20 protein-coding genes are annotated in these 25,532 nt (G+C 70.9%); 15 read left to right on the top strand and 5 right to left on the bottom strand.

Annotation, left to right across the window (positions count from 1 at the left end; translation table 11 throughout):
• Positions 1-31 precede the first annotated feature (31 nt).
• From purL to BGO22_RS01535, 4 genes are all read left to right on the top strand, one after another.
• Positions 32-4,042 carry a phosphoribosylformylglycinamidine synthase gene (purL, locus tag BGO22_RS01520; protein WP_070398578.1) on the top strand — a complete coding sequence of 1,337 codons (4,011 nt, stop codon included), beginning with the start codon at positions 32-34 and terminating at the stop codon, positions 4,040-4,042.
• Positions 4,043-4,141: 99 nt separating this feature from the next.
• Entirely contained in the window at positions 4,142-4,966 is an 825-nt protein-coding gene (locus tag BGO22_RS01525; RefSeq protein WP_083293067.1) for a phytanoyl-CoA dioxygenase family protein, read from the top strand.
• 15 nt (positions 4,967-4,981) lie between these two features.
• Positions 4,982-5,902 (top strand): DUF808 domain-containing protein, encoded by a 921-nt coding sequence (locus tag BGO22_RS01530; protein WP_070398576.1) that lies wholly within the window; start codon positions 4,982-4,984, stop codon positions 5,900-5,902.
• A gap of 85 nt (positions 5,903-5,987) precedes the next feature.
• Positions 5,988-6,524 (top strand): hemerythrin domain-containing protein, encoded by a 537-nt coding sequence (locus BGO22_RS01535; RefSeq protein ID WP_070398575.1) that lies wholly within the window; start codon positions 5,988-5,990, stop codon positions 6,522-6,524.
• On the opposite strand, the gene BGO22_RS01540 is transcribed toward BGO22_RS01535, so the two are convergent.
• Together BGO22_RS01540 and BGO22_RS01545 are read right to left on the bottom strand one after the other, a co-directional pair.
• Positions 6,515-6,997, bottom strand: coding sequence for a hypothetical protein (locus tag BGO22_RS01540; RefSeq protein ID WP_070398574.1), 483 nt, complete (start codon positions 6,995-6,997; stop codon positions 6,515-6,517). The two genes, BGO22_RS01535 and BGO22_RS01540, sit on opposite strands and share 10 nt — an antisense overlap.
• Positions 6,998-7,201: 204 nt before the next feature.
• Positions 7,202-9,175: a peptidase U32 family protein gene (locus BGO22_RS01545; RefSeq protein ID WP_070398573.1), complete on the bottom strand. Its 1,974-nt coding sequence runs from the start codon at positions 9,173-9,175 to the stop codon at positions 7,202-7,204.
• Between the two features lie 47 nt (positions 9,176-9,222).
• Between BGO22_RS01545 and BGO22_RS01550 the strand changes: the two genes are divergently transcribed.
• Positions 9,223-9,963, top strand: a complete 741-nt coding sequence (locus BGO22_RS01550; protein ID WP_070398572.1) for an alpha/beta fold hydrolase — start codon at positions 9,223-9,225, stop codon at positions 9,961-9,963.
• Positions 9,960-10,706 carry an acetyltransferase domain-containing protein gene (locus BGO22_RS01555; protein ID WP_070398571.1) on the top strand — a complete coding sequence of 249 codons (747 nt, stop codon included), beginning with the start codon at positions 9,960-9,962 and terminating at the stop codon, positions 10,704-10,706. The genes BGO22_RS01550 and BGO22_RS01555 overlap by 4 nt, the downstream gene beginning before the upstream one ends.
• 384 nt (positions 10,707-11,090) lie before the next feature.
• Here BGO22_RS01555 and BGO22_RS01560 read toward each other — a convergent pair whose 3' ends face one another.
• A complete protein-coding gene (locus BGO22_RS01560; RefSeq protein ID WP_070398570.1) occupies positions 11,091-11,996 on the bottom strand; it encodes a LysR substrate-binding domain-containing protein in 906 nt (301 codons plus the stop codon).
• Between the two features lie 124 nt (positions 11,997-12,120).
• On the opposite strand from BGO22_RS01560, the gene BGO22_RS01565 reads away from it, so the two are divergent.
• The 9 genes from BGO22_RS01565 to BGO22_RS01605 all read left to right on the top strand — a co-directional run bounded on the left by BGO22_RS01565 (position 12,121) and on the right by BGO22_RS01605 (position 19,624).
• On the top strand, positions 12,121-12,807 hold the full coding sequence (locus BGO22_RS01565; protein WP_083293065.1) for a substrate-binding domain-containing protein: 687 nt from the start codon (positions 12,121-12,123) through the stop codon (positions 12,805-12,807).
• A gap of 40 nt (positions 12,808-12,847) precedes the next feature.
• Positions 12,848-13,882: an amidohydrolase family protein gene (locus BGO22_RS01570; RefSeq protein WP_070398568.1), complete on the top strand. Its 1,035-nt coding sequence runs from the start codon at positions 12,848-12,850 to the stop codon at positions 13,880-13,882.
• Positions 13,883-13,911: 29 nt separating this feature from the next.
• The gene (ligK, locus tag BGO22_RS01575) at positions 13,912-14,595 is read left to right on the top strand and encodes a 4-carboxy-4-hydroxy-2-oxoadipate aldolase/oxaloacetate decarboxylase (RefSeq protein WP_070398567.1); all 684 of its coding nucleotides are present in this window, start codon (positions 13,912-13,914) and stop codon (positions 14,593-14,595) included.
• A gap of 117 nt (positions 14,596-14,712) precedes the next feature.
• Entirely contained in the window at positions 14,713-15,645 is a 933-nt protein-coding gene (locus tag BGO22_RS01580; RefSeq protein WP_070398566.1) for an amidohydrolase family protein, read from the top strand.
• Between the two features lies 1 nt (position 15,646).
• Positions 15,647-16,081, top strand: coding sequence for a protocatechuate 4,5-dioxygenase subunit alpha (ligA, locus tag BGO22_RS01585; RefSeq protein ID WP_070398565.1), 435 nt, complete (start codon positions 15,647-15,649; stop codon positions 16,079-16,081).
• A gap of 1 nt (position 16,082) precedes the next feature.
• Entirely contained in the window at positions 16,083-16,937 is an 855-nt protein-coding gene (locus tag BGO22_RS01590) for a class III extradiol dioxygenase subunit beta (RefSeq protein ID WP_070398564.1), read from the top strand.
• Positions 16,938-17,906, top strand: coding sequence for a Gfo/Idh/MocA family oxidoreductase (locus BGO22_RS01595; RefSeq protein WP_070398563.1), 969 nt, complete (start codon positions 16,938-16,940; stop codon positions 17,904-17,906). It begins immediately after the preceding gene.
• 37 nt (positions 17,907-17,943) lie between these two features.
• Positions 17,944-18,618, top strand: a complete 675-nt coding sequence (locus BGO22_RS01600) for a methyltransferase domain-containing protein (RefSeq protein WP_070398562.1) — start codon at positions 17,944-17,946, stop codon at positions 18,616-18,618.
• Between the two features lie 64 nt (positions 18,619-18,682).
• Positions 18,683-19,624, top strand: a complete 942-nt coding sequence (locus BGO22_RS01605; protein ID WP_070398561.1) for a class I SAM-dependent methyltransferase — start codon at positions 18,683-18,685, stop codon at positions 19,622-19,624.
• Here the strand turns inward: BGO22_RS01605 and BGO22_RS01610 are convergent.
• Positions 19,602-20,450: a class I SAM-dependent methyltransferase gene (locus BGO22_RS01610; RefSeq protein WP_070398560.1), complete on the bottom strand. Its 849-nt coding sequence runs from the start codon at positions 20,448-20,450 to the stop codon at positions 19,602-19,604. The two genes, BGO22_RS01605 and BGO22_RS01610, sit on opposite strands and share 23 nt — an antisense overlap.
• 61 nt (positions 20,451-20,511) lie before the next feature.
• Positions 20,512-25,530 (bottom strand): glycosyltransferase, encoded by a 5,019-nt coding sequence (locus tag BGO22_RS01615; RefSeq protein ID WP_070398559.1) that lies wholly within the window; start codon positions 25,528-25,530, stop codon positions 20,512-20,514.
• Positions 25,531-25,532 lie beyond the last annotated feature (2 nt).

The following is a 25,532-nucleotide window of genomic DNA, read 5'->3' on the forward strand; positions in this document are numbered from 1 at the left end:
GCGCGCAGCGCGGCGGGGGTGATTCCATTTCATGTCCCTGCACCTGCGCACTTTTGATGGCGGGCACGCCATCAGCGACTTCAAAGTCCAGCAGCTCCTCCCCCGCCTTCAAGCCATCCACGACAGGATCGTCGGCCTCAGCGCCCGTTTCGTGCACCTGGCGGCCTTCGACGCCGCGCCCGACGCCGCCACCGAGCAACGCCTGGGCGAGCTGCTCACCTACGGCGAGCCCGCGCAGCCCGCCCACCTGGCGCTCGAGACCGAGGGCGCGCCGGCCCTGCTGGTGATGCCCCGCCTGGGCACCGTCTCGCCCTGGGCCTCCAAGGCCACCGACATCGCCCGCAACTGCGGCCTGGTGGTGCACCGGGTGGAGCGCCTCGTCGAGTACCGCCTGGCGCTCAAGCCCGGCCTGCTCGGCGGCAAGCCCAGCCTCGCGCCGGAGCAGACCTGGGCCGTGGCCAGCCTGTTGCACGACCGCATGACGGAGGCCGTGGTGGCCACGCGCGAGGAGGCCCACGCCCTGTTCACCGAGCTGCAGGCCGCGCCCATGGAGCGCGTGGACGTGCTGGGCGGTGGCCGGGCGGCGCTGGAGCGCGCCAACGCCGACTGGGGCCTGGCCCTGGCCGAGGACGAGATTCACTACCTCATCGAGGCCTTCCAGGGTCTGGGCCGCAACCCCACCGACGTGGAGTTGATGATGTTCGCGCAGGCCAACAGCGAGCACTGCCGCCACAAGATCTTCAACGCCCAGTTCACCATCGACGGCGTGGCGCAGGACAAGAGCCTGTTCGGCATGATCCGCCACACCCACCAGCGCAGCCCGCAGCACACGGTGATCGCCTACGCCGACAACGCCTCGGTGATGGAAGGCCACGCGGTGCAGCGCTTCGTGGCGCGCTACGACGGCGGCCAGGCGCCGGCCTACCGCGCCGAGCCCATCACCCAGCACGTGCTCATGAAGGTGGAGACCCACAACCACCCCACGGCCATCTCGCCCTTCCCGGGCGCCTCTACCGGCGCCGGCGGCGAGATCCGCGACGAGGGCGCCACCGGCCGCGGCGCCAAGCCCAAGGCCGGCCTCACGGGCTTCACGGTCGGCAAACTCTGGGGCGGCCTGAGCGACCAGCCGGGCGGCAAGCCCGAGCACATCGCCAGCCCGCTGCAGATCATGACCGAGGGCCCGCTGGGTGGCGCGGCCTTCAACAACGAGTTCGGCCGACCCAACCTGCTGGGTTACTTCCGCGAGTACGAGCAGCTCGTCGACGGCGTTCAGCGCGGCTACCACAAGCCCATCATGATCGCCGGCGGCGTCGGCACCATCGACGCCGCGCTCACCCAGAAGGTGCTGTTCCCGGCCGGCACGCTGCTCATCCAGCTCGGGGGGCCGGGCATGAAGATCGGCATGGGCGGCGGCGCGGCCAGCTCCATGGCCACCGGCACCAACGCCGCCTCGCTCGACTTCGACTCCGTGCAGCGCGGCAACCCCGAGATCGAGCGCCGCGCGCAAGAGGTCATCAACCACTGCTGGGCGCAGGGCGAGAAGAACCCCATCCTCGCCATCCACGACGTGGGCGCGGGCGGCCTGTCCAACGCCTTCCCCGAAATCACCCACGACGCCGGCCGTGGCGCGCGCTTCGACCTGCGCGCCGTGCCGTTGGAAGAAAGCGGTCTGGCACCCAAGGAGATTTGGAGCAACGAGAGCCAGGAGCGCTACGTGCTGGCGATCGCGCCCGAATCGCTGCCGCAGTTCCAGGCCTTCTGCGAGCGCGAGCGCTGCCCCTTCGCGGTGGTCGGCGTGGCCACCGAGGAACGCCAGTTGCAGCTGGTCGACGAAGGCCAGGACAGCCCTGTGGACATGCCCATGGACGTGCTGCTCGGCAAGCCGCCCAAGATGCACCGCGACGTGACGACCGTGGCGCGCCACTCGCCGGCCATCGACCTCACCGGCGTTGACCTGCAGAAGAGCGTGATCGACGTGCTGAGCCACCCCACGGTGGCCTCCAAGCGCTTTCTCATCACCATCGGCGACCGCACGGTGGGCGCCTTCAGCCACCGCGACCAGATGGTGGGCCCCTGGCAGTTGCCCGTGGCCGATTGCGCCGTGACCCTGGCCGACCACGCCGGCTTCGCGGGCGAGGCCATGGCCATGGGCGAGCGCACGCCGCTGGCCGCCACCAACGGCGCCGCCTCGGGCCGCATGGCCGTGGCCGAGGCCATCACCAACCTGCTGGCCGCGCCCATCGAGCTGCCGCGCGTGAAGCTCAGCGCCAACTGGATGGCGGCCTGCGGCGAACCCGGCGAGGACGCCGCCCTGTACGAGACCGTGAAGGCCGTGGGCATGGAGCTGTGTCCCGCGCTGGACGTGTCCATTCCCGTGGGCAAGGACAGCCTGTCCATGCGCACCCAGTGGCAGGCCGATGGGCAGACGAAGAAGGTCACCGCACCGGTGAGCCTGATCGTCAGCGCCTTCGCCTCGCTGGCCGACGTGCGCGGCACCTTCACGCCCCAGCTGAACCGCGACATCGACGACACCACCCTGGTGCTGATCGACCTCGGCAAGGGCCGCCACCGCCTGGGCGGCAGCGTCCTGGCCCAGACCCTGGGCCACCCCGGCGGCGAGGTGCCCGACCTCGACAGCCCGCAGGACCTGAAGAACCTGGTGAACGCGGTGAACGCCCTGCGCGCGCAGGGCCGGGTGCTGGCCTACCACGACCGCAGCGACGGCGGCCTGCTGGCCACCGTGGCCGAGATGGCCTTCGCTGGACGGGTGGGCGTGGCGCTCAACATCGACCAGCTGATCACCGAGGGCGACGGCATCAGCGACAGCCGCGCCGAGACCGGCGACGCCAAGAACTGGGCCCAGCAGGTGGGCGCGCGGCGCGAAGAGCTCACGCTGCGGGCCCTGTTCAACGAAGAGCTGGGCGTGGTGCTGCAGGTGCGCACCGAGCAGCGCAACGAGGTGATGCAGGTGCTGCGCGAGCACGGCCTGTCCAAACACAGCCACTTCATCGGCAAGACCCGTCCGGCCTCGTCGGCGATGGACGCTGGCAAGGGCGAGCTGCAGGTCTGGCGCGACACCAAGGCGGTGTTCAGCGCCAGTCTGTACGACCTGCAGCAGGTCTGGGACAGCGTGAGCTGGAAGATCAACCAGCGGCGCGACAACCCCGAGTGCGCCGACGCCGAGCACGCGGCGGCCGGCGACCCGGCCGACACCGGCCTGCACACGCTCCTCACCTTCGACCCCAAGGAGGACGTGGCCGCGCCCTTCCTGAACCTCTCGCGCCCCCGGGTGGCGATCCTGCGCGAGCAGGGCGTCAACTCGCACGTGGAGATGGCCTGGTGCTTCACCCAGGCCGGCTTCGAGGCCTTGGACGTGCACATGACCGACCTGCAGGCCGGTCGCGCCGACCTGAAGGACGTGCGCGGCGTGGTGGCCTGTGGCGGCTTCAGCTACGGCGACACGCTGGGCGCGGGCATCGGCTGGGCGCGCTCCATCACCTTCAACCCGCGCCTGGCCGATCAGTTCCAGGCCTTCTTCGCGCGAGCCGACACCTTCGGCCTGGGCGTGTGCAACGGCTGCCAGATGTTCGCCGAGCTGGCCGACATCATTCCCGGGGCCCAGGCCTGGCCGCGCTTCACCACCAACCGCAGCGAGCGTTTCGAGGCGCGCCTGTCGCAGGTGGAGGTGCTCGATTCGCCCAGCCTGTTCTTCCAGGGCATGGCCGGCACGCGCCTGCCCATCGCCGTGGCGCACGGCGAGGGCTACGCCAACTTCCGCCACCGGGGCGACCCGGCCCAGGCCATCGCCGCCATGCGCTTCGTCGACAGCCAGGGCCAGGCCACCGAGCGCTACCCCTACAACCCCAACGGCAGCCCGGCCGGCCTCACGGCCGTCACCACCGCCGATGGCCGTTTCACCGCGCTCATGCCGCACCCCGAGCGTGTCTTCCGCAACGCGCTCATGAGCTGGACCGACCAGGACGTGTCCGCCCCCAGCGGCTGGACGCGCATGTGGCGCAACGCGCGCCGATGGGTGGGCTGAACATGCCCCCCCGAAGCGCCTGCGGCGCCTCCCACCGGGGGGCAACACCTGCAGCCCGGCGGAGCCGGTTCTGTGGTGTTCCCGATGAAGGCACGGCACATGGCCCGCACCCACACGCTTGACCTGCCCACCATTGAGGCCTACGCGCGCGACGGCGCCGTGGTGCTGCGCGGCGTCTTCACCCCGGCGGAGCTGCGGCGCCTGGAGGAGGGCATCGAGCACAACCTGGCGCACCTGAGCCCGCTGGCCCTGGTGGCCAGCGAACCCGACGACCCGGGCCGCTTCGTCGAGGACTTCTGCACCTGGACCCACAACCCGGCCTACGCGGACGTGCTGCGCCACTCCGCGCTGCCGCACCTGTCGGCCCAGCTCATGGGCAGCCGCCAGGTGCGGCTGTACCACGACCACCTGCTGGTCAAGGAAGCCGGCACGCGCCAGCCCACGCCCTGGCACCAGGACCAGCCCTACTACAACGTGGACGGCGCGCAGAACGTGAGCTTCTGGATCCCGGTGGACCCGGTGCCGCTGGCGAGCACGCTGCGCTTCGTGGCCGGCTCGCACCACGGCACCTGGTACATGCCGCGCACCTTCCGCGACCAGCAGGCCAAGTGGTTTCCCGAGGGCACGCTGGCCGAGCTGCCGCCGGTGGAGCAGGAGCCGCAGCGCTACCCCCAACTGGCCTGGGCCCTGGAGCCAGGCGACTGCGTGGCCTTCCACATGCTCGCGCTGCACGCCTCCAGCGGCACCGGCCCGGGCGCGCGCCGCCGCGTGTTCTCGGCCCGCTACCTGGGCGACGACAGCGTGCACGCGCCGCGCCGCTGGCGCACCTCGCCCCCGTTCCCGGGGCTGGACGCCCGCCTGTCCCCCGGCGCGGCCATGGACGATCCCCTGTTTCCCGTGGTCTGGCCCCCAACGCCCACCTAAACCCGCGGAGCCCCCATGGCCGGAACCAGCCTGCTCGCCCTCATCGACGACATCGCCACGCTGCTCGACGACGTGTCGGTCATGACCAAGGTCGCGGCCAAGAAGACGGCGGGCGTGCTGGGCGACGACCTCGCGCTCAACGCCCAGCAGGTCACCGGCGTAAAGGCCGACCGCGAGCTGCCCGTGGTGTGGGCGGTGGCCAAAGGCTCGCTGCTGAACAAGGCCATCCTGGTGCCGGCGGCGCTGCTCATCAGTGCCTTCGTGCCCGCGCTCATCACGCCGCTGCTCATGCTCGGCGGCCTGTTCCTGTGCTTCGAGGGCGTGGAGAAGCTGGCCCACGCGCTGGGCGCGCACAAAGCCGAGGACACGAAGGGCCGCGAGGCGCTGGTGAAGGCCGCGGCCGACCAGGCCGTGGACCTCGTGGCCTACGAAAAGGCGAAGATCAAGGGGGCCATCCGCACCGACTTCATCCTCTCGGCCGAGATCATCGTCATCAGCCTGGGCACGGTGGCCAGCGCCACCATGGGGCAGCGCATCGGTGTGCTGGTGGGCATCGCCCTGGTGATGACCGCGGGCGTGTACGGCCTGGTGGCCGGCATCGTGAAGCTCGACGACCTGGGCCTGCACCTGACCCGGCAGGCGCAGGCCTGGAAGCAGGCCATCGGCCGCGGCATCCTGGCCTTCGCGCCCTGGCTGATGAAGTCGCTGTCGGTGCTGGGCACGGCCGCCATGTTCCTGGTGGGCGGCGGCATCCTGCTGCACGGCCTGCCGCTGCTGGCGCACGGCGTGGACACCTGGGCCGAGAGCCTGGGCTGGTTCGGCGCCTTCGTGCCCAGCCTGGCCGGCGCGCTGATGGGCATCGCGGCCGGCGCGGTGGTGCTGGCCGTGGTGGAAGGCATCCAGCGCCTGCGCGGCGCGCGGTCCACGGCCGGCTGAGCTTTGTGGCCTTGACCTGGGTCAAGGCGCCGCGGCGGGCGCGGCATAGACTGGATTGGCCCACCGATTCCGCAGGAGTCCTGCCATGAACAGCACCGCCACCCCCGATCAAGCGCCCCTGACCAACTTCACGCAATGCCACGCGGGCATCGTGCGCCGGCTGCACGCGCTCGATGGGTTGCCCGCGCTGCTGGAGCCCGCCATGCAGGCCCGGCGCATTGCCGAGGAGTCGCTTGCCTTTTTCCGCGAAGCCATCTTCGAGCACCACCTCGACGAGGAGCGTGAGCTCTTTCCCGCCGTGCTGGCCAGCGCCGAGCCGGGGCCGGAGCGCGAGCGCGCACAACGACTGGTGGAGCACCTGACCACCCAGCACCGACAGTTGGAGGCGCTGTGGCGCTCGCTGGAGCGAGAGCTCAAGCGCGTGGCGCGCGGGCAGGACAGCGAACTCGATGTCGGCGACGTGCGCCGGCTGGTGGCGGACTACACGGCGCACGCGCGGCTGGAAGAGTCGGAGTTCCTGCCACTGGCCGAGGCCATCCTCGGGCGCAACGGCAACCACATGGCGGCGCTGGGCCTGTCGCTGCACCTGCGGCACGCGCCGCAACCGGTGCCCTACGTCTGAACCTGGGCCGACGCCTTGAGCGCCTCATTCAGTTCGTTCACCGCGACTCGCAAAGCAAGGGTGTTGGTGGTTCTCTTCAGATGGATATACCCCTGCAAGTTGCTGGCCGCTTCTCGAACCCGGGGATCCGCATGCCAGCGCTTCAGGACCCTGCAAGCAATGTTCAGTTGCCCGGCACCCCGTTGTTGTTCTTTCTTATAGGTGAAGGGGTTGCTATGAAAAAAGCCCTTTACCGCCACACGCAGCCGTCCCTCGGAGTTGGGGCCCATGACGATGGCTTTGTTCACATGGCTGTTATAGAGGACACCATAGATGCTATCCATCACTACGGTCGCGCCCCTGAGCGCCTGCTCCTTCGCGTCGTGGCGGGAGACCTTGCGGCGGTCGTAGATGAGGGTGAGCGAATGGCCATCAAAGTTGGCCGGCAACTGCTGGGCCGCTCGCTGCCGGGCTTTCTTGATCGCCCTGACCAAGGGAACACAAGAAAAGTGTGGGGAGCTTGTGCTGATGTGGCCCGCGGGAACGTGGTGTTTGCTGCTGGAAGGTCTCATACAAAAGGAAGCGGTACAAAGACAATGCCTTCTTCTGTAATAGGGGGGAGGGCTTGGTTCCAGGATCGGCCATGAGGCCGTGGAGTACGGCGGCAGCGGCTTGGCGCGTGAACCTCCCGTCGAGACTCAGTGCGCGCCGCGCGCGGTGGGTCGCGTGCGGTGGAAGGTGATGGGGCTGGCCGCCGCGGCCTTCATCACCGAGGGCTTGATGCGGCCCACCACATGCATCTCGCAGGGCTTGCAGTCGAAGCGCAGGGTGAGCTTCTCATCGTTGTGGGTGATGGTCAGCGGCTCGGCGCGCACCGTGCCCTGCACGCCGGTGACGCCCTTGGCCTGCTTGGGGCACAGGCTGAGCGAGAAGCGCACGCAGTGCTTGGTGATCATGAGGCTGACCTCGCCGGTCTCCTCGTGCGACTCATAGGCGCTGGCGATCACCTTCACGCCGTGCTTTTCGTAGAAGGCGCGCGCCCGGTGGTTGAACACGTTGGCCAGGTAGGTCAGCGTGTCCTCGGGGTAGGGCGCGGGCGGCTTCACCGCCTGGCCGCGCGGCAGGCGTTTGAAGGCCTTGGCGCGCGCGGCTTCCAGCGCAGCCACGGCCTCGCGGCGCAGCGGGTTCAGCAGCGAGGCCGGCACGAACCAGGGCTCGCTGAAGGCGAGCGAGATGTCGATGGGCGCGAACAGCGTGTCACCCAGCCGGCCCAGGGCCTCGCGCAGCTTGTCGTGCGCCTGCGCGGCGTCGCGCGCGGGCTCCAGCGCGCAGGCCAGCTCGGCGTGGGCGGCGTGGCCGTCTTCGTCGGTGAGGTCCAGGCGCAGGCCCTCGGCCGTGCGGGAGAGGGCCATCCAGACGCCGATGCGGCGCTCGGCGGACTTCTTGTCCAGCGCGCGCACCCAGTCCATGTCGCGGTTGCGGTTCACCACCGTGCCACGCTTGAGGTGGCGCAGGCCTTCCAGGGCGTCCTTGGGGAAGACGCGGAAGCGGCCCGGCGCGCCAGCGGGCTCGGCGCGGTTGATCTGCAGGCCCACGAGTTCGCGGTGCAGGTCCAGGTAGCACAGGCCGTCGCCGTTGTGGATGACCGTGGCCTCGTCGTCGCACTGCAGCTCGACCCAGTTCGGGCCCAGCTGCGTGACGAAGCCGATGGGGCGGCCCGGGTTCTTGGGCGTGTCGAAGGCGCCGATGTCGTCCTGGCGGCCATTGACGAAGTAGTCGGTGAATTCGCGGTTGAAGTTCTGGTCGGGGTCGGGCGCGAAGCTGAAGTGGCAGCGGCCCGAGGAGGCGCGGCCCAGCTCGGGGCGCTCTTCCAGGATCTCGTCGAACAGCCGGCGGTAGTGCGCGGTGATGTTCTTGACGTAGCCCAGGTCCTTGTAGCGGCCCTCGATCTTGAAGCTGCGCGCGCCGGCCTCGATGAGGGCGCGCAGGTTGCCGCTCTGGTTGTTGTCCTTCATCGAGAGCACGTGCTTGTCGTGCGCCACGATGCGGCCCTGGCTGTCCTTCACCTCGTAGGGCAGGCGGCAGGCCTGCGAGCAGTCGCCGCGGTTGGCGCTGCGGCCGGTGTGGGCGTGGCTCACGTAGCACTGCCCGCTGTAGGCCACGCACAGCGCGCCGTGGATGAAGAACTCGACGAGGCAGCGCTGCTCGTCCAGGGCCTCATAGATGGCGCGGATCTGCGGCAGCGTGAGTTCGCGCGCCAGCACCAGCTTGGACAGGCCCGCGTTCTGCAGGAACACGGCCTTGTCCACCGTGCGGATGTCGGTCTGCGTGCTGGCGTGCAACTGGATGGGCGGCAGGTCGATTTCCAGCAGGCCCATGTCCTGGACGATGAGCGCGTCGGCGCCCGCGTCGTAGAGCTGGTGGATGAGCTTTCGCGCGGGCTCCAGCTCGTCGTCGCGCAGGATGGTGTTGACCGTGACGTAGATGCGGCTGCCGAAGCGGTGCGCGTGCTTGGCCAGGCGGGCGATGTCCTGCACGCTGTTGTCGGCCGAGGTGCGCGCGCCGAACGAGGGGCCGCCGATGTAGACGGCGTCGGCGCCGTGGTTGACGGCCTCGATGCCGATGTCGGCCGTGCGGGCGGGGGAGAGCAGCTCGATCTGGTGGGGCAGCATGGGGGCGGGCAGAATCGCGGAACCGCGTATTGTCCCGGAGAAGGCCTTTGTCCGCACACACGTCCATCGTCCTGGTCCACGGCGCCTGGCACGGCGCCTGGTGCTGGCGCCGCGTGTTGCCGCTGCTGCGCGCGGCCGGCGCCGAGGCGCACGCCGTTACGCTCACCGGCCTGGGCGAGCGGGCCCATCTCATGGGCCCGGCCATCGACCTGCACACGCACATCCAGGACGTGGTGGGCCTGATCGAGGCCGAAGAGCTGGGCCGCGTGGTGCTGGTGGGCCACAGCTACGCGGGCATGGTCATCACCGGCGTGGCCGACCGCCTGCTGCGCGAGCGCCCGGGCTGTCTGGCGCAGCTGGTCTACCTGGACGCCGCGCTGCCGTACCCCGGCGACAGCTGGAGCAGCCACCACAGCGAAGAAACGAAGGCCGCGCGCACCGCCGCCGCCCAACCCAGCGGCGGCCTGCACTTTGCGCCGCCGGATGCCTCGCTGTTCGGCCTGCAGGGCGCGGACCGCGATTGGGTCAACCGCCGCCAGACGCCGCAGCCGTTCCGGCTCTACCAGCAGCCGCTGGAATTCGACGGCGAGGCCTGGGCCCGCGTGCCGCGCTGCTTCATCGACTGCACCGCGCCGGCCCTGGCCACCATCGCGCCGTCGCGGGCGCGCGTGCGGCAGGAGCCTGGCTGGCGGCTCATCGAAATGGCCACCGGCCACGACCCCATGGTGAGCGAGCCCCAGGCCCTGGCAGGGCACCTGCTGGCGCTCTGGCGCGGCGCTTCGGCATGAGCGGCACCCGGTACGACCGCATCGACCAGCTGCGCGCCCTGGCGCTGCTGTGGATGACGGTCTACCACTTCTGTTTCGACCTCGATTACTTCGGCCTGATCCACCAGGCCTTCCTCAGCGACCCCTTCTGGACCATGCAGCGCACGGCCATCGTGAGCCTGTTCCTGTTCACGGCCGGCCTGTCGCAGGCGGTGGCGCTGCAACAGGGCCAGGGCTGGCCGCGCTTCTGGCGCCGCTGGGCGCAGGTGGCGGGCGCGGCGCTGCTGGTCACGCTGGGCTCGTGGTTCATGTTCCCCAAGAGCTTCATCTACTTCGGCGTGCTGCACGGCATCGCGGCGATGCTGGTGGTGGCGCGGCTCACCGGCGGCTGGGGGCGCTGGCTGTGGCCGCTGGGCGCGCTGGCGATCGTGCTGCCCTGGCTGGCGCCTGCCGCCATGGCGCAATGGCCCGCGCTGGAGGTGCTCAACCTACGCGGCTGGAACGCGCTGGGCTTCATCAGCCGCAAGCCCTTCACCGAGGACTACGTGCCCCTGCTGCCGTGGATGGGCGTGGTGTGGTGGGGCCTGGCCGCCGGGCGCTGGGTGGGGGCGAACCGCCCGCAGTGGCTGGGCGGTTCGGGGCAGGGCGGCGCGCTGGGCCGCTTCATGGCCCGCTGGGGCCGCTGGAGCCTGAGCTACTACCTGCTGCACCAGCCCGTGCTGATGGGGCTGGTGGGGCTGGCGGTGATGGTCGGACCGGACTGAGGCGCTGCGCTCACTGAGGGGACAGGAATGTATCGGCGCGGCACGCTGCCCGCACCGCATCGTTCAGCGCCTTCACCGCCCCCCTCAATTCGCGGGTGATGTTGGTTTCCTTCAGGTGGATGTACCCCAGCAAATCGCTGGTCTTGTTTCTGAAGCGCTTGGCTGTTGGCTCGCCAATAGGACTTCGTGCCCGAGGATGGGTGGGACTTGGTGGTTTGAGGTCTCATGCTGAATCCGGGCTAAACAGAGTGGGAACGCCGATTCAGCGGGGGCCAGGGCGCTCCAGTTCCGGACCCGTCCATGTGGTCGATGGCCTGCCTGGTCATCTGCATCTTGCGGGAGGGGGCCGGTCCACGGGCCCCAGACGTCGGACCGATCCGCGCCTCAGCGCGGCGCCGTGGCCGCCAGCGTCTGGCGGATCAATTCCAGCGTGGACTGCTGCGTGAGCGTGGTCGGTCGCTGCGCGCTGGTGGCCAGGCTCAGGCGCGTGCGCAGGGGCGGATCGATGCCGCGCAGCCGGTAGGCCGAGGGCCGGATCGAGCTGGCCACGGCGTTGCGCGAGAGCAGGGCGGCGCCCGCGCCGTCGGCCACCAGGTCCAGGATGGCCGAGACGCCATCGATCTCCAGCGCCACCTTCGGGCGCAGGCCGATGGCCGCGAGCTCGTGCTCCAGCTGCATGCGCACCGCGTTGGGCCGGCTGGGGATGATCAGCGGCAGATCGGCCAGGTCGCGCAGCGCGATGGGCGAGGGCGGCGGGTCTTCCGGCAGACCGGGCGGGCGCGGCTGCACCAGCCACAGGTCCTCTTCGGCCAGGGGCTGGATCTCCAATTCCGGCACCGGCTGGGCGTTGTAGAGCACGGCGATGTCCAGCCGGCCGGTGAGCAGCCATTCCTGCATGGTGGCCGACAGGCCCTCGGTGATGGACAGCGAGGCCTCGGGCAACTGCTGGCGGAAGGCCCGCGTGAGCGGCACCGACAGCGTGCGCGCCAGCGTCGGCGGCAGCCCGATGGCCACCCTTCCGGCCAGCGCGCCGCGCACGCGGCCCAGTTCCTCTCGCGCGCGCTCCACCTGGTGCAGGATGCCGCGCCCGTGCGCCAGCAGCAGCTTGCCGGCCTCGGTGGGCGTGGCGCCGCGGCCGTTGCGCACCAGCAGGTTCTGGCGCAGCTCCACTTCGAGCAGCCGCACCTGGCGCGACAGGGCGGGCTGCGCGACGTCCAGCGCGATGGCGGCGCGCGTGAAGCTGCCGAGCTCGGCCACGCGCACGAAGTATTCGAGTTGCTTGAGGTCCATGGGGGGAAAGGCCGAATCGGCGTTGGACAGCAGGTATGTGATTTTGTTCTAGCTGCTAGCCGGTTGTATGGGTTTTCGTACAGCGCCAGGCTGCCGACAATGACTGTCTTTCTTCTGGACGCCCATGAACGCCCCCCTGACCGGCATTTCTTCCATGGCCACCCGCCAGGTGCTGGCCGAACTCACCGGTGCCTACACGGCGCGCACCGGACAGGCCGTGGCCATCGAGTCGGTGGGCGGCGTGGACGCGGCCAAGCGCGTGGCGGCCGGCGAGGCCTTCGACGTGGTGATCCTGGCCTCGGACGCCATCGACAAGCTCATCGCCGCCGGCCACCTGCAAGCGGGCCGCGTGGACCTGGTGCGCAGCGGCGTGGCCGCCTGCGTGCGCGACGGCGCGCCAGCGCCCGACCTGTCGAGCGAGGCGTCGGTGCAGGCCGCGCTGCTGGCGGCGGACAAGATCAGCTACTCCACCGGCCCCAGCGGCGTGGCCTTGCAGAAGCTCTTCGAGCGCTGGGGCATCGCCGAGGCCATGGCCGCCAAGACCGTGCAGGCGCCGCCCGGCGTGCCGGTGGCCTCGCTGGTGGCCAAGGGCGAGGTGGCGCTGGGTTTCCAACAGCTCAGCGAGCTGCTGCACGTGCCGGGCATCGCCATCGTCGGCGGCCTGCCCGAACCGATCCAGATCGTCACCGTCTTCAGCGCCGGCATCCCGGTGAACGCGCCGCGCGCCGAAACGGTGCGCGCGCTGCTGGCCTTCATGACCTCGCCCGACGCGGCCGAGGCCAAGCGGCGCCAGGGCATGTCGCCCGCCTGATTTTTTTGAATCCCCAGAACACCCGAGAGGAGCCCCCCACATGTCCCTGATCATCGACTGCCACGGCCACTACACCACGGCACCCAAGGCGCTGGAGAACTGGCGCAACGCCCAGATCGCGGGCATCAAGGACCCGGCCCAGATGCCCAAGGTCGCCGACCTGAAGATCAGCGACGACGAGCTGCGCGAGTCCATCGAGACCAACCAGCTCAAGCTCATGAAGGAGCGTGGCAGCGACATCACGCTGTTCAGCCCGCGCGCCAGCTTCATGGCCCACCACATCGGCGATTTCGGCGTGTCCAGCACCTGGGCCGCGATCTGCAACGAGCTCTGCTACCGCGTCTCCACGCTGTTCCCCGAGCACTTCGTGCCCGTGGCCATGCTGCCGCAAAGCCCTGGCGTGGACCCGGCCACCTGCATCCCCGAGCTGGAGAAGTGCGTCAAGGAATACGGCGCGGTCGGCATCAACCTCAACCCCGATCCCTCCGGTGGCCACTGGACCAGCCCGCCGCTGACCGACAGGCACTGGTACCCCATCTACGAAAAGATGGTCGAGTACGACCTGCCGGCCATGATCCACGTGAGCACGAGCTGCAACGCTTGCTTCCACACCACCGGCGCGCACTACCTCAACGCCGACACCACGGCCTTCATGCAGCTCATCCAGGGCGACCTGTTCAAGGACTTCCCGACGCTGAAGTTCCTGATCCCGCACGGCGGCGGCGCGGTGCCTTACCACTGGGGCCGTTTCCGCGGTCTGGCGCAGGAGATGAAGAAGCCGCTGCTGGACACCCACCTGATGAACAACGTGTTCTTTGACACCTGTGTGTACCACCAGCCCGGCATCGACCTGCTCAACACCGTGATCCCGGTCAAGAACGTGCTGTTCGCTTCGGAGATGATCGGCGCGGTGCGCGGCGTGGACCCGACCACGGGCCATTACTACGACGACACCAAGCGCTACATCGAGGCCTCGAAGATCCTGTCCGCCGAGGACAAGCACGCGATCTACGAAGGCAACGTGCGCCGCGTGTTCCCGCGCCTGGACGCGCGCCTGAAGGCCAAGGGCCTGTAAACCACCGATACCGAAAGAGGAGCACAAACATGTACGAACTGGGCGTCGTCTACCGCAACATCCAACGCGCCGACAAGGAAGCCGCCGATGGCCTGGCCGCGCTGGGCTCGGCCACCGTGCACGAGGCCATGGGCCGCGTCGGCCTGCTCAAACCCTACATGCGCCCGATCCAGACCGGCGTGCAGGTCAGCGGCACCGCCGTCACCGTGCTGCTGCAGCCGGGCGACAACTGGATGATGCACGTCGCCGCCGAGCAGATTCAGCCGGGCGACATCGTGGTCGCCGCCGTGACCGCCGAATGCACCGACGGCTACTTCGGCGACCTGCTGGCCACCAGCTTCCAGGCCCGCGGCGCGCGTGCCCTGGTCATCGACGCCGGCGTGCGCGACGTCAAGACCCTGAAGGAAATGAACTTCCCGGTCTGGAGCAAGGCCATCAGCAGCAAGGGCACGATCAAGGCCACCCTGGGCTCGGTGAACATCCCCATCGTCTGCGCCGGCATGCTGGTCACGCCGGGCGACGTGATCGTGGCCGACGACGACGGCGTGGTCTGCGTGCCCGCCGCGCGCGCGACCGAGACGCTGGCCGCCGCCCGCAAGCGCGAGAGCTTCGAAGGCGAGAAGCGCGACAAGCTCGCCAGCGGCGTGCTTGGCCTGGACATGTACAAGATGCGCGAGCCGCTGGCCGCCGCCGGCTTGAAATACATCGACTGAACAAGGAGCACCCCCGCCGCGCTTCGCGCGATCCCCTCCAGGGGACACAGCTGCGGTCCGGCAAAGCCGGTCCCGCGGTGTTCTCGCCAGCTTCACCTCACGCGTAGGACTTTGCGAATGACCAAACCGACATCAGGAGACTTCACCAAGACCGCCGGCTGGCTCGACTGGTTCGACGGCCCGAGCAAGCCCCGCTTCCAGCTGCCCCCGGGCAGCGTGGACGCGCATTGCCACGTGTTCGGCCCCGGCGCCGAATTCCCTTACGCGCCCGAGCGCAAGTACACGCCCTGCGACGCCAGCAAGCAGCAGCTGTTCGCCCTGCGCGACCACCTGGGCTTCTCGCGCAACGTGATCGTGCAGGCCACCTGCCACGGCGCCGACAACCGCGCCATGGCCGACGCCTGCCGCAGCAGCGGCGGCAAGGCGCGCGGCGTGGCCACGGTCAAGCGCAGCGTCACCGACCAGGAGCTGCAGGACCTGCACGCCAGCGGCGTGCGCGGCGTGCGCTTCAACTTCGTCAAGCGCCTGGTGGACTTCACGCCCAAGGACGAGTTGATGGAGATCGCCGGCCGCATCAAGGCCCTGGGCTGGCACGTGGTCATCTACTTCGAGGCCGTGGACCTGCCGGAGCTGTGGGACTTTTTCACCGCGCTGCCCACCACCGTGGTGGTGGACCACATGGGCCGCCCCGACGTGAGCAAACCCATCGACGGCCCCGAGTTCCAGCTCTTCCTGAAGTTCATGCGCGAGCATGAGAACGTCTGGAGCAAGGTGAGCTGCCCCGAGCGCCTCAGCCTGGGCGGCCCCAAGGCCCTGAACGGTGAGCAGGCCGCCTACCGCGACGTGGTGCCCTTCGCGCGCCAGGTCGTCGAGAGCTTCCCCGACCGTGTGCTGTGGGGCACCGACTGGCCGCACCCCAACCTCAAGGACCACATGCCCGACGACGGCCTGCTGGTCGATTTCATCCCGCACATCGCCACGACGGCCGAGCTGCAGAAGAAGCTGCTGGTCGACAACCCGATGCGCCTCTACTGGCCCGAGGAGGTCTGACATGGCTCTCGACAAACCCTACAAGGACGTGCCCGGCACGACCATCTTCGACGCCGAGCAGAGCCGCAAGGGCTACTGGCTCAACCAGTTCTGCATGAGCCTGATGAAGGCCGAGAACCGCGAGCGCTTCAAGAAGGACGAGCGCGCCTACCTCGACGAGTGGGCCATGACGGAAGAGCAGAAGCAGGCCGTGCTGGCGCGCGACCTCAACTGGTGCATCCGCCTGGGCGGCAACATCTACTTCCTGGCCAAGATCGGCGCCACCGACGGCAAGAGCTTCCAGCAGATGGCGGGCTCCATGACCGGCATGACCGAGGAGGAGTACCGCAACATGATGATCGGCGGCGGCCGCTCGGTCGAAGGCAACCGCCGCATCGGCGAGGACGGCGACGCGCAGGCGCACCGCCAGCCCCAGGGTTCGCAAGGGAAACATTGATATGGCACGCATCACCGCATCCGTCTACACCTCGCACGTGCCCGCCATCGGCGCGGCCATGGACCTGGGCAAGACCGGCGAGCCGTACTGGCAGCCGCTCTTCAAGGGCTACGAGTTCTCCAAGCAGTGGATGAAGGACAACAAGCCCGACGTGGTGTTCCTGGTCTACAACGATCACGCCACCGCCTTCAGCCTGGACTTCATCCCCACCTTCGCCATCGGCACAGCCGCCGAGTTCCAGCCCGCCGACGAGGGCTGGGGCCCGCGCCCGGTGCCCGTGGTCAAGGGCCACCCCGAGCTGGCCGCGCACATCGCGCAGAGCGTGATCCAGCAGGACTTCGACCTCACCATCGTCAACAAGATGGACGTGGACCACGGCCTGACCGTGCCGCTGTCGCTGATGTGCGGCCAGCCCCAGGCCTGGCCCTGCCCGGTGATCCCCTTCGCGGTGAACGTGGTGCAGTACCCCGTGCCCAGCGGCCAGCGCTGCTACAACCTGGGCAAGGCCATCCGCAAGGCGGTGGAGAGCTACGACGAAGACCTGAACGTGCACATCTGGGGCACGGGCGGCATGAGCCACCAGCTGCAGGGCCCGCGCGCCGGCCTCATCAACAAGGACTTCGACAACCGCTTCCTCGACCTGCTCGAGACCGACCCCGAGGCGGCGGCCGCGATCCCGCACATCGACTACGTGCGCGAGGCCGGCAGCGAGGGCATCGAACTCGTGATGTGGCTGATCGCGCGCGGCGCCATGGCCGACGCCGCCGGCGGGCCGCGCCCGAAGGTGGCGCACCGCTTCTTCCACGTGCCCGCGAGCAACACCGCCGTGGGCCACCTGATCCTGGAGAACCAATAAATGAGCACCAACAAGACCATCAAAGTGGCGCTGGCCGGCGCCGGCGCCTTCGGCGTCAAGCACCTGGACGGCATCAAGAACATCGCTGGTGTCGAGGTCATCTCGCTGATCGGGCGCGAGCTCGACAAGACCCAGGAAGTCGCCAGCAAGTACGGCATCGGCCACGTCACCACCGACCTGAACGAGTCGCTGGCCATCCAGGAGCTGGACGCCGTCATCCTGTGCACGCCCACGCAGATGCACGCCGAGCAGAGCCTGGCCTGCCTGAAGGCCGGCAAACACGTGCAGGTGGAGATTCCCCTGGCCGACAGCCTCAAGGGCGCGCAGGCCGTGGTGGACCTGCAGAAGCAGACCGGCCTGGTGGCCATGTGCGGCCACACGCGCCGCTTCAACCCCAGCCACCAGTTCGTGCACCAGAAGATCCAGGCCGGCGAGTTCAACATCCAGCAGATGGATGTGCAGACCTATTTTTTCCGCCGCACCAACACCAACGCGCTGGGCCAGGCCCGCAGCTGGACCGACCACCTGCTGTGGCACCACGCCGCGCACACCGTGGACCTGTTCGCCTACCAGGCCAACAGCCCCATCGTGCTGGCCCACGCGATCCAGGGCCCGATCCACCCGGTGCTGGGCATCGCCATGGACATGAGCATCCAGCTCAAGGCCGCCAACGGCGCCATCTGCACGCTCTCGCTCTCGTTCAACAACGACGGCCCGCTGGGCACCTTCTTCCGCTACATCGGCGACACGGCGACCTACATCGCGCGCTACGACGACCTGTTCAACGGCAAGGACGAGAAGATCGACGTGTCCAAGGTGGACGTGAGCATGAATGGCATCGAGCTGCAGGACCGCGAGTTCTTCGCCGCCATCCGCGAAGGCCGCGAACCCAACGCCAGCGTGGGCCGCGTCTTCGCCTGCTACCAGGTGCTGCACGACCTGGAGCAAAAGCTCAACGCCCAGGGCTGAGCCCGGCCGCTTCTGCCCAGGCCGCTAGGATCGGGGCATGCATCCCAGTGCCCTTGACAACGGCGGCCTCTTTTTCGACACCTACCTGAACGCGGGCGAGGCGCTCACGGTCCTGGACATCGGCGCCCAGGACGTGAACGGCTCGCTGCGCGCGCGGGCACCCGCCGCCTGCCGCTACATCGGCGTGGACTTCGCGCCCGGTCGCGGCGTCGACGTGGTGCTCGACGACCCCTACCGGCTGCCCTTCGCCGACCAGAGCATCGACGCCGTGGTCAGCAGCTCGTGCTTCGAACACGTCGAGATGTTCTGGCTCAGCTTCAACGAGATCCTGCGCGTGCTCAAGCCGTCGGGGCTCTTCTACCTGAACGCGCCCTCCAACGGCGACTTCCACCGCTACCCGGTGGACTGCTGGCGCTTCTATCCCGACGCCGGCGTGGCGCTGGTGCGCTGGGCCGTGCGCTCGGGGTACCGGCCGGCCTTGCTGGAGTCGTTCACGGCCTACCAGAAGCTCGACGTGTGGAGCGATTTCGTGGCCGTCTTCGTGAAAGACGAGGCCCAGGTGGCGCGCCACCCGCGGCGCATGCTCGACCGCCTGGACCGCTACATGAATGGCCGCCGCCACGGCGAGGAGGGCATCCTGTGCCCCCACGAGCACCCGGAGGACGGCGCGCGCCTGCGCCGCCTGACCGGCCACCCCAAGGGCCTGGACTGAAGCGTTCGAGCCGGCCCGCCGAGGCCACAATGAGACCCGCACCGCGACCGCCCCACCACCGCCCATGCCGCACGCCGACCCTTCTGCCCGATTCGATCCGCGCACCGTGGCCCAGCTGGACGCGGCCTGGGGCGACCCCGCGAGCTGGACCGAGCACGGCCTGCAGTGGACCCATCTGTCCACCGTCAAGGCCCGCATCGCCCAGGCGGTGTCGGGGGACCCGGCGGTGCACCCGCTGCAGTGGTTCTTCCAGCGGGTCGCCGCCGAGCGCCCGCTGCCGCTGCGCCGCGTGCTGGTGCTGGCCTGCGGCGAGGGCCACGTCGAACGCGAGACCGTGAGCGCCGGCTGGGCCGAGTCCGCGGTGGCGCTGGACCTGTCCAGCCGGGTGCTGGAGCGCGCGCGCGAGGCCGCCCAGGCCCAGGGCCTGGCGATCGACTACCTCCAGGCCGACATGAACCAGCTGCCCGTCGGCGCACCCGGCTTCGAGCCCGGCAGCTTCGACGCCGTGCTCGGCGTGGCCGCGGTGCACCACTGCAGCGCGATCGAGCGTCTGTACGCGGACGTGGCGACGCTGCTGCCCCCCGGGGGCTGGTTCTTTCTCGACGAGTACGTCGGCCCGGACCGCTTCCAATGGTCGCCAGGCCATGTGCGCCACCTCAATACCTTGCTGGAGCTGCTGCCGCCGCGCCTGCGCACGACGCTGGACGGCCGCCTCAAGGCCCACGCGCGCCGGCCCACGCCGCAGGAGGTGATCGCGGTGGACGCGAGCGAGGCGGTGCGTTCCTCCGAGCTGCTGCCGCTGCTGTCGGGCCATTTCGAGCGCCTGGCCTGGCGCCCCTACGGCGGTGCGCTGCTGCACGTGCTGCTGAGCGACATCGCGCAGAACTTCCTCGGCGATGCCGAGGCGCCTTACCTCGATGCCCTGCTGGAGGCCGAAGAGGAGCTCTTGCGCAGCGGCCAGCTGGACCCCTGCTTCGGCTGCGTCATCGCGCGCCGGCCGCGCTGAGCCAGCGCGCCAGCCACACCGGGTCGTTGGGGCCCAGCGCCAGCACGCGCCCGGGCTCGGCCACCACAGCTTCAGGGGGCAGGGCGGCGTAGCTCTCGCGGATGGCCTGGCGCCGCTCCGGCAGCCGCGTGGACGATGGGTCCAGGCCCGTCACCACCGTGAGGCCGGTGGGCGCCGTGGACAGGGTCACGACGCGCAGATCGGGCCGCAGGGCGCGCAGGCAGGGCACGATCTTCCAGCCGTCTCCCGTGTGAAAGCCCGTGCGCCGCTCGCGGCCCGCCGTCGCGGCCGTCAGCGGCACGGTGTCGTGCAGCAGCAGCACGGCGCCCGGCGCGGCCAGGCGTTCGGCGCCGATGAAGTCGTCCAGCACCGCGTCGAAGGCGTGGTCGCCGTCGATGAACGCGAGGTCGAAGCCCTGTGCGGCCAGCGGATCGTCCGCGCCCAGCTCGGCGAAGAACGCGGCGCTGGTGCAGGGGAACAGGCGCGTGGGCGCCTCGCAGCCGCTCAGCGGGTCGCCGCGCGGCGCGGGGTCGACGCCGGTGGCCTGGGTCCCCGGCCGCGCCAGCCTCAGGGTGTGGCCGAACTCGACGCCGATCTCCAGGTAGAGGCGCGGTTTCAGGTGGGCGTGGAACCAGGCCAGCCAGTGCCGGTAGTCGGGGCCCGGCCAGCGCTGGCGCGCCAGGGCCACGTGCACGCCGGGCAGGTTGGGCTCCTGGGCCAGCGCGTCCCACAGCACGGCATCGGCGTCGGCGCCGCGGCCTTCGGCGCGCAGGCGGCGCCAGCGGCGCAGCGCCGCGGTTTCGAGCGGGTGCACAGCAGCGCTCATGGAACGGCCCTCCGCGCGGCGCACGGCAGGGCTGAGCGCCTTGGGATCGGCCCGGCGGCGCTCATGCCGACTCCTCGGGACGGCCCCGCAGCGCCTGGCGCAGGACCTGGGCGAAGCGCTCGGGCGCGTAGCGCTCGGCGCAGCGTTGCCAGGCGGCCGCCTGTTGGCGCTGCCACAGGGCGTCGTCGCGCAGCAGACGCAGGACGCCGGCGGCGAAGGCCTCGGCGTCGCGCGCGGACTGGATATCGCGGCCCGCGATCCAGCCGAGCTGGCGCACCAGCAGCGCCGAGGCCACGACCGGGATGCCCTGGGCCGCGGCCTCGATGACCTTGGCCGGCACGCCACCGGCGAAGCGCACCGGCGCGATGAAAACCCGCGCGCCGTCGTAGTGAGGCGCCAGCGCCTCTTGCGGACCCAGCAGGCGCACGTGTTCGCTGGCCAGGCGCGTCAGCCGGGGCGAGCGGTTGACGCCGACCACGGACAGCACGGGCGGCTGCGGCAGTCGCTCGCGCAGCCGCGGCATCACCTGCTCGATGAACCAGAGCAAGCCGTCCTCATTGGGCGTGTCGGGGTGCAGCGCGCCCACGAAGAGCAGGCCCTGGCGCGTGGCCGGGCCGGGCACCTCACGGCGCACCGCCATGCCGTGGCTCAGCAGGCTGACGCGGTGGCCGGCGGCGGCAAAACACGCGGCGTCGCGCTCGGAGACCACCAGCACCTCGCTGGCGCCGCGCGCCAGGGCGATCTCGCGCGCCAGGTGCGCCTGCGCGGCCGCGCGGGGCATGGGCTGGCCGCGCACCGCCGCCTCGGCGATCTCGCGCAGCGCGAACAGGGCCTCGGCGTCGTAGACCAGGCGCATGCCGGCGAAGAGTTCGGGCCGGCGCGCGCGCAGCGGCTGCAGCGCCTTCAGGTTGGGTGGGCGGCTCACCAGCAGCACGTCGTAGACGCCGCGGCGGCGTTCCAGGAAGGCCTCCAGCCGCGCCATGCCGTGGCCCAGCACCACCTCAACGCTGCTGGGCAGCGAGGCCTGGATGTCGCGCCAGTCGTCCTCGGTCTGCCAGAGCGGGAAGAAGCTCACGGGCCAGTCGCGCAGGGCCTGCAGCATGAGGCGCGCGCGCGGCAGGCCGCCGCCCTTGTGCATGTGCGGCACCTCGTTGTCGATGATGAGCACGCGCGGGCGGCGCGGATGGTCCTCGGGCGAGCGCCAGCGGTCGCCGTCCAGGCGTGGCGTGTGCGGGTGGGGCTGGCCGCGCAGCCAGTCCGCGTGGCGGGCCTGGAAGCGCGCGCGGTTCTCGCGCATGCGGCGTTCGGCTTCGTCACCGGGCGCACTGCCCCATTCCAGGTGTTCGACCAGCACGTCGGGGTCGACCACCACGCGAAAGCCCGCGCGCCACACGCGCAGGCAGAAGTCGCTGTCTTCGTAGTAGGCGGGGGCGAAGGCCTCGTCGAAGCCGCCCAGCATGCGCCACAGCGGCGCTGGCACGGCCAGGAAGACGCCGGAGACGTAGTCGGTGGCGCGGCTGCACATGGCGGCCGGGCAGAAGGGGTCTTCGCCGCGCCCCACGCCGTGGGCGCTGCCGTCGCGAAAGAGGACGTTGCCCACCTCCTGCAGTCCGCCGGCGCTGAGCACGATGCGCCCGCCCAGGGCGCCGATCGCGGGCTCGGCGTCGAGGCGGCGCACGGCGGCCCGCAGGCTGCCGGCTTGCACGATGGCGTCGTTGTTGAGGAACAGCAGGTGGCGCCCGCGCGCCAGGGCCGCGCCCTGGTTCGCGGCGCGCAGGAAGCCCAGGTTCTGTTCATTGACCACCACGCGCGCGCCCGAGACGCGCGCGAGCAGCTCGGCCGTCTCGTCGCCGGACGCGTTGTCGATGACGATGGTCTCGAAGCGCAGGCCGCGCTCATCGGCCAGCGCCTGCAGGGTGCGGCGGGTGAGTCCGGCCTGGTTGTAGAGCACGACGATGACCGACAGATCGGGCGGCGTGTCGCCATCGGCCGGGGGCAGCGCCAGCCGCGTGGGGCGGTCCAGCCAGGCGCGCAGCGCGCGGCGCGCCTGGGCGCGCTGGCGGGCCTTGGGGTCGGCGCCGAACTCGGCGGGGTCGGCGCTGTCGACCGCTTGCTGGCAGAGGGCTTCGATCTGCCGGGCCACGCGGCGGCCGTCGCAGAGCGGCGAGTCCAGCAGGCGCTGGCGCAGGCTGGCGCGGTGCTGGGCCAGCGCGTCGGGGTCCTGGGCCAGGGCCGCGGCGGTGGCGACGAAGGCCTCTGGCGTGTCGGCCACCCAGTCCTGCAGGCCCAGGGCGGCCAGCAGCGAATGGCCCTGGCGGGCGCCGGCCCAGGCGCCGCTCAGCGTGAGCACGGGCACGCCCATCCAGAGCGGGTCCAGCAGGCTTAGGCCCCCGTTGCCGGGGAAGCTGTCGAGCACCAGGTCGATCCGCTGGCACCAGCGCAGCAGGTCTTCGTAGGCGCAGGGCGGGTCGAAGGCCACGCGCGTGGTCGCCACGCCGTGCGCGTCCAGAGTGCGCAACACCTGGGCGCGCTGCGGCCAATCGAGTGCGAGTTCGCCGATGAAGCGCAGGCTGGCCCCTGGCGTGGCCAGCAGGACGCGGGCCCAGGCCCGCAGGCTGGCCTCGTTGATCCGCAGGCCGCGCGCGAGCACCCCGAAGGTGGGCGCACCGGTGGCCTGCATGGGCAGAGTCAGCGGCGGGGGCGCGTGCAGCGGCGGGTCCCAGCACCACTGGCCGCCGTCCAGGCGCCACAAGGCTTCCTCGTGCAGCGCTTCGTGCGCGGGTGGCACCGAGGCGGCGTCGCACAGCAGGGCGTCGAACAGGCCGCCGGACGTGCCCCAGCAGCCCAGCCAGCCGATCTGCAGCGGCGCGGGTCGCCGCGCCAGGGCCTGAAGGACCTCGAACTGGCCTTCGAAGGGGTGCAGTCCGCCGGCGTCGATCAGCACGTCGATGCGCAGCGCGGCGCAGCGGCGCGCCAGTTCGGCCGGGTCCAGGGCCCGCTGGTGGATGTGGGCCGGCAACCCGGCCATCGGTCGGTTCGTGAAGACATGGACCTCGGCGGCCTGCGCCTCGTGGCTCGCCAGCACACGGCGCAGCAGCCGCTCGTGCCCTTGGCCCGCGAGGTAGGCGATGCGGGGCCGTGATCCGGGCCGGCGTGCGGGCGCACCGGGGGCCTGGCGGTCCAGGCCCGCGCGCAGCTTGAGCGCGCGGTAGGCCTGGCGTGAGGCCAGGGCCAGCCCCTGCGCCGTGGACCGCTCGCTGAGCGAACGCGCGTAGAGCGCGGCGCTGCCGAGCCAGAGGTCGTCGGGACAGTCCGCCTCGGCCCACTGGGCCAGGCGCAGCAGCGCGCCGTGGCCGTGGCGGTGGGAGGCCTCGGCCAAGGCCTCGCGCAGCGCGGCGCGGCGGTCGCCCCGGGGCAGCAGCGCCAGCACCGGCGCCGCTTCTTCCACGCCCAGGGCGTGCAGGCGCAGCAGCGAGCGCGCCGCGTCGCTGGCGCGCTCGCGGGCACCGATGAGTTCGCGGCACAGGGCCACGGCCTGGCGGTGGTCGGTGGCGGTGGAGAGGGGGTCTTCGCTGAGCAGGCGCGCGAGCAACAGGCGCGCCGGCGTTTCGCCGGGCCGCAAGGACAGCAGCCGCTCCACGGTCCGCCGGCCCAGCGCGAACTCGCCCGAGCGCAGACAGGCCTCGGCCAGCTCGCGCAGCGGCACCGGGTTCTGCGGGTCGAGTTCGCTGGCGTGCAGGAAAGCCAGCCGCGCCGCGCCGAAGCGCTGTGCGTCGAGCAGGATCCAGCCGAACTGGCGCAGCGTGGCGGGGTCGGCGGGCGCCAGCGCCAGGGCGGTTTCGGCGGCGGACTGGGCCTCGTCCAGGCGCCGTTGCTGGCAGCGCACCTGCGCCAGCGCGCGCCAGGCCGGCGCGAAGGCCGGGTCCTGCGCGACGGCGGCCTCGGCCTGCTGCTCGGCCGCCGCGAGGTCTTGCGCGGCCGCGAGCACGAAGGCGGCTTGCACGCGCACCGCGAGGTCTTGGGGGCGGCGGCGCAGCAGCTCGCGCACGGCGCCCGCGGCGGTGGGCAGATCGCCCTGGTCCTTGGCGAGCCAGGCGAGCTGGCGCAGCACATCGACCGCGTCGGCGCCGGCGCGGTCGGCGCGCGCCAGGCAGCGGCGCGCCAGCGCCCAGCGGCCGCGCTGCGCGTGCACTCGCGCGAGCACCTGCCAGGCGTCGGGGTGGCGCGGTTGGGCGCGCAAGGCCTGCAGCAGATGGCGGCGGGCCGCGTCCCGCTGGCCCAGATCGAGCTGGGCCTGCCCCAGCAGCGCTTGCGCGGGCAGGCAATGGGGCTGGCGCGCCAGCACCTGCATCAGCAGCCACTCGGCGTCCAGCGGGCGTTGCCAGTGCAATTGAATCTGGGCCCGCCGCAGCAGCGCGTCCCAGCGGTCCATGTCGCGCTGCTGCACTTCGTTGAAGCTGGTGTCGGCGCCGCTCAGGTCGCCGGCGCGCTGTTGCAGCGCGCCCAGCAGGTGCCAGGCGGCGGCATCGTCCGGCGCGGCGTCCACCCGCTGGCGCGCCAGGGCGATGGCGCGTTCCAGGTGGCCGTGCCGGCATTCCCATTCGATCAGGGCGTCCAGCAGTTCGGGGTGGGTGGGCCAGCGCTCCAGGCCCTCGGCCAGGCACGCGGCGGCGCGCAGGGGTTGGCCGAGCGCGGCCAGGCACTGGGCGCGGTGCAGGTGCAGGCGCACCTGCTCGGGCGCGGCCCAGGCGTAGGCGGCGATGGCTTCTTCGTACAGGTCCAGCGCGGCGGCGGGATCACCGCTCTTTTGGCGCAGCCAGGCCAACTGCAGCAGCCGACCCGGCTGGCGTTCGGCCTGCAGGGCGCGCTCGGCCCAGGCCACGGCCTCGGGCAGCTGGTCCAGGTCGTGCAGCACCCAGGCCAGCGTGAAGACGGCCTCATGCCGCGAGGGATCGAGCAGGCAGGCCATGCGCAGCGCCTCGGCGGCCCGCGCCAGCTCGCCGTGCCGCTGGTGCTGCAGGCCCTGTTGCCAGTACCGCGCGGCCTCGGCGGGGGCGTCGTCCGGTTCCTGGCCGCTCACGC

Source organism: Hydrogenophaga sp. 70-12 (assembly GCF_001897365.1).
Classification (GTDB): Bacteria; Pseudomonadota; Gammaproteobacteria; order Burkholderiales; family Burkholderiaceae_C; genus Hydrogenophaga; species Hydrogenophaga borbori.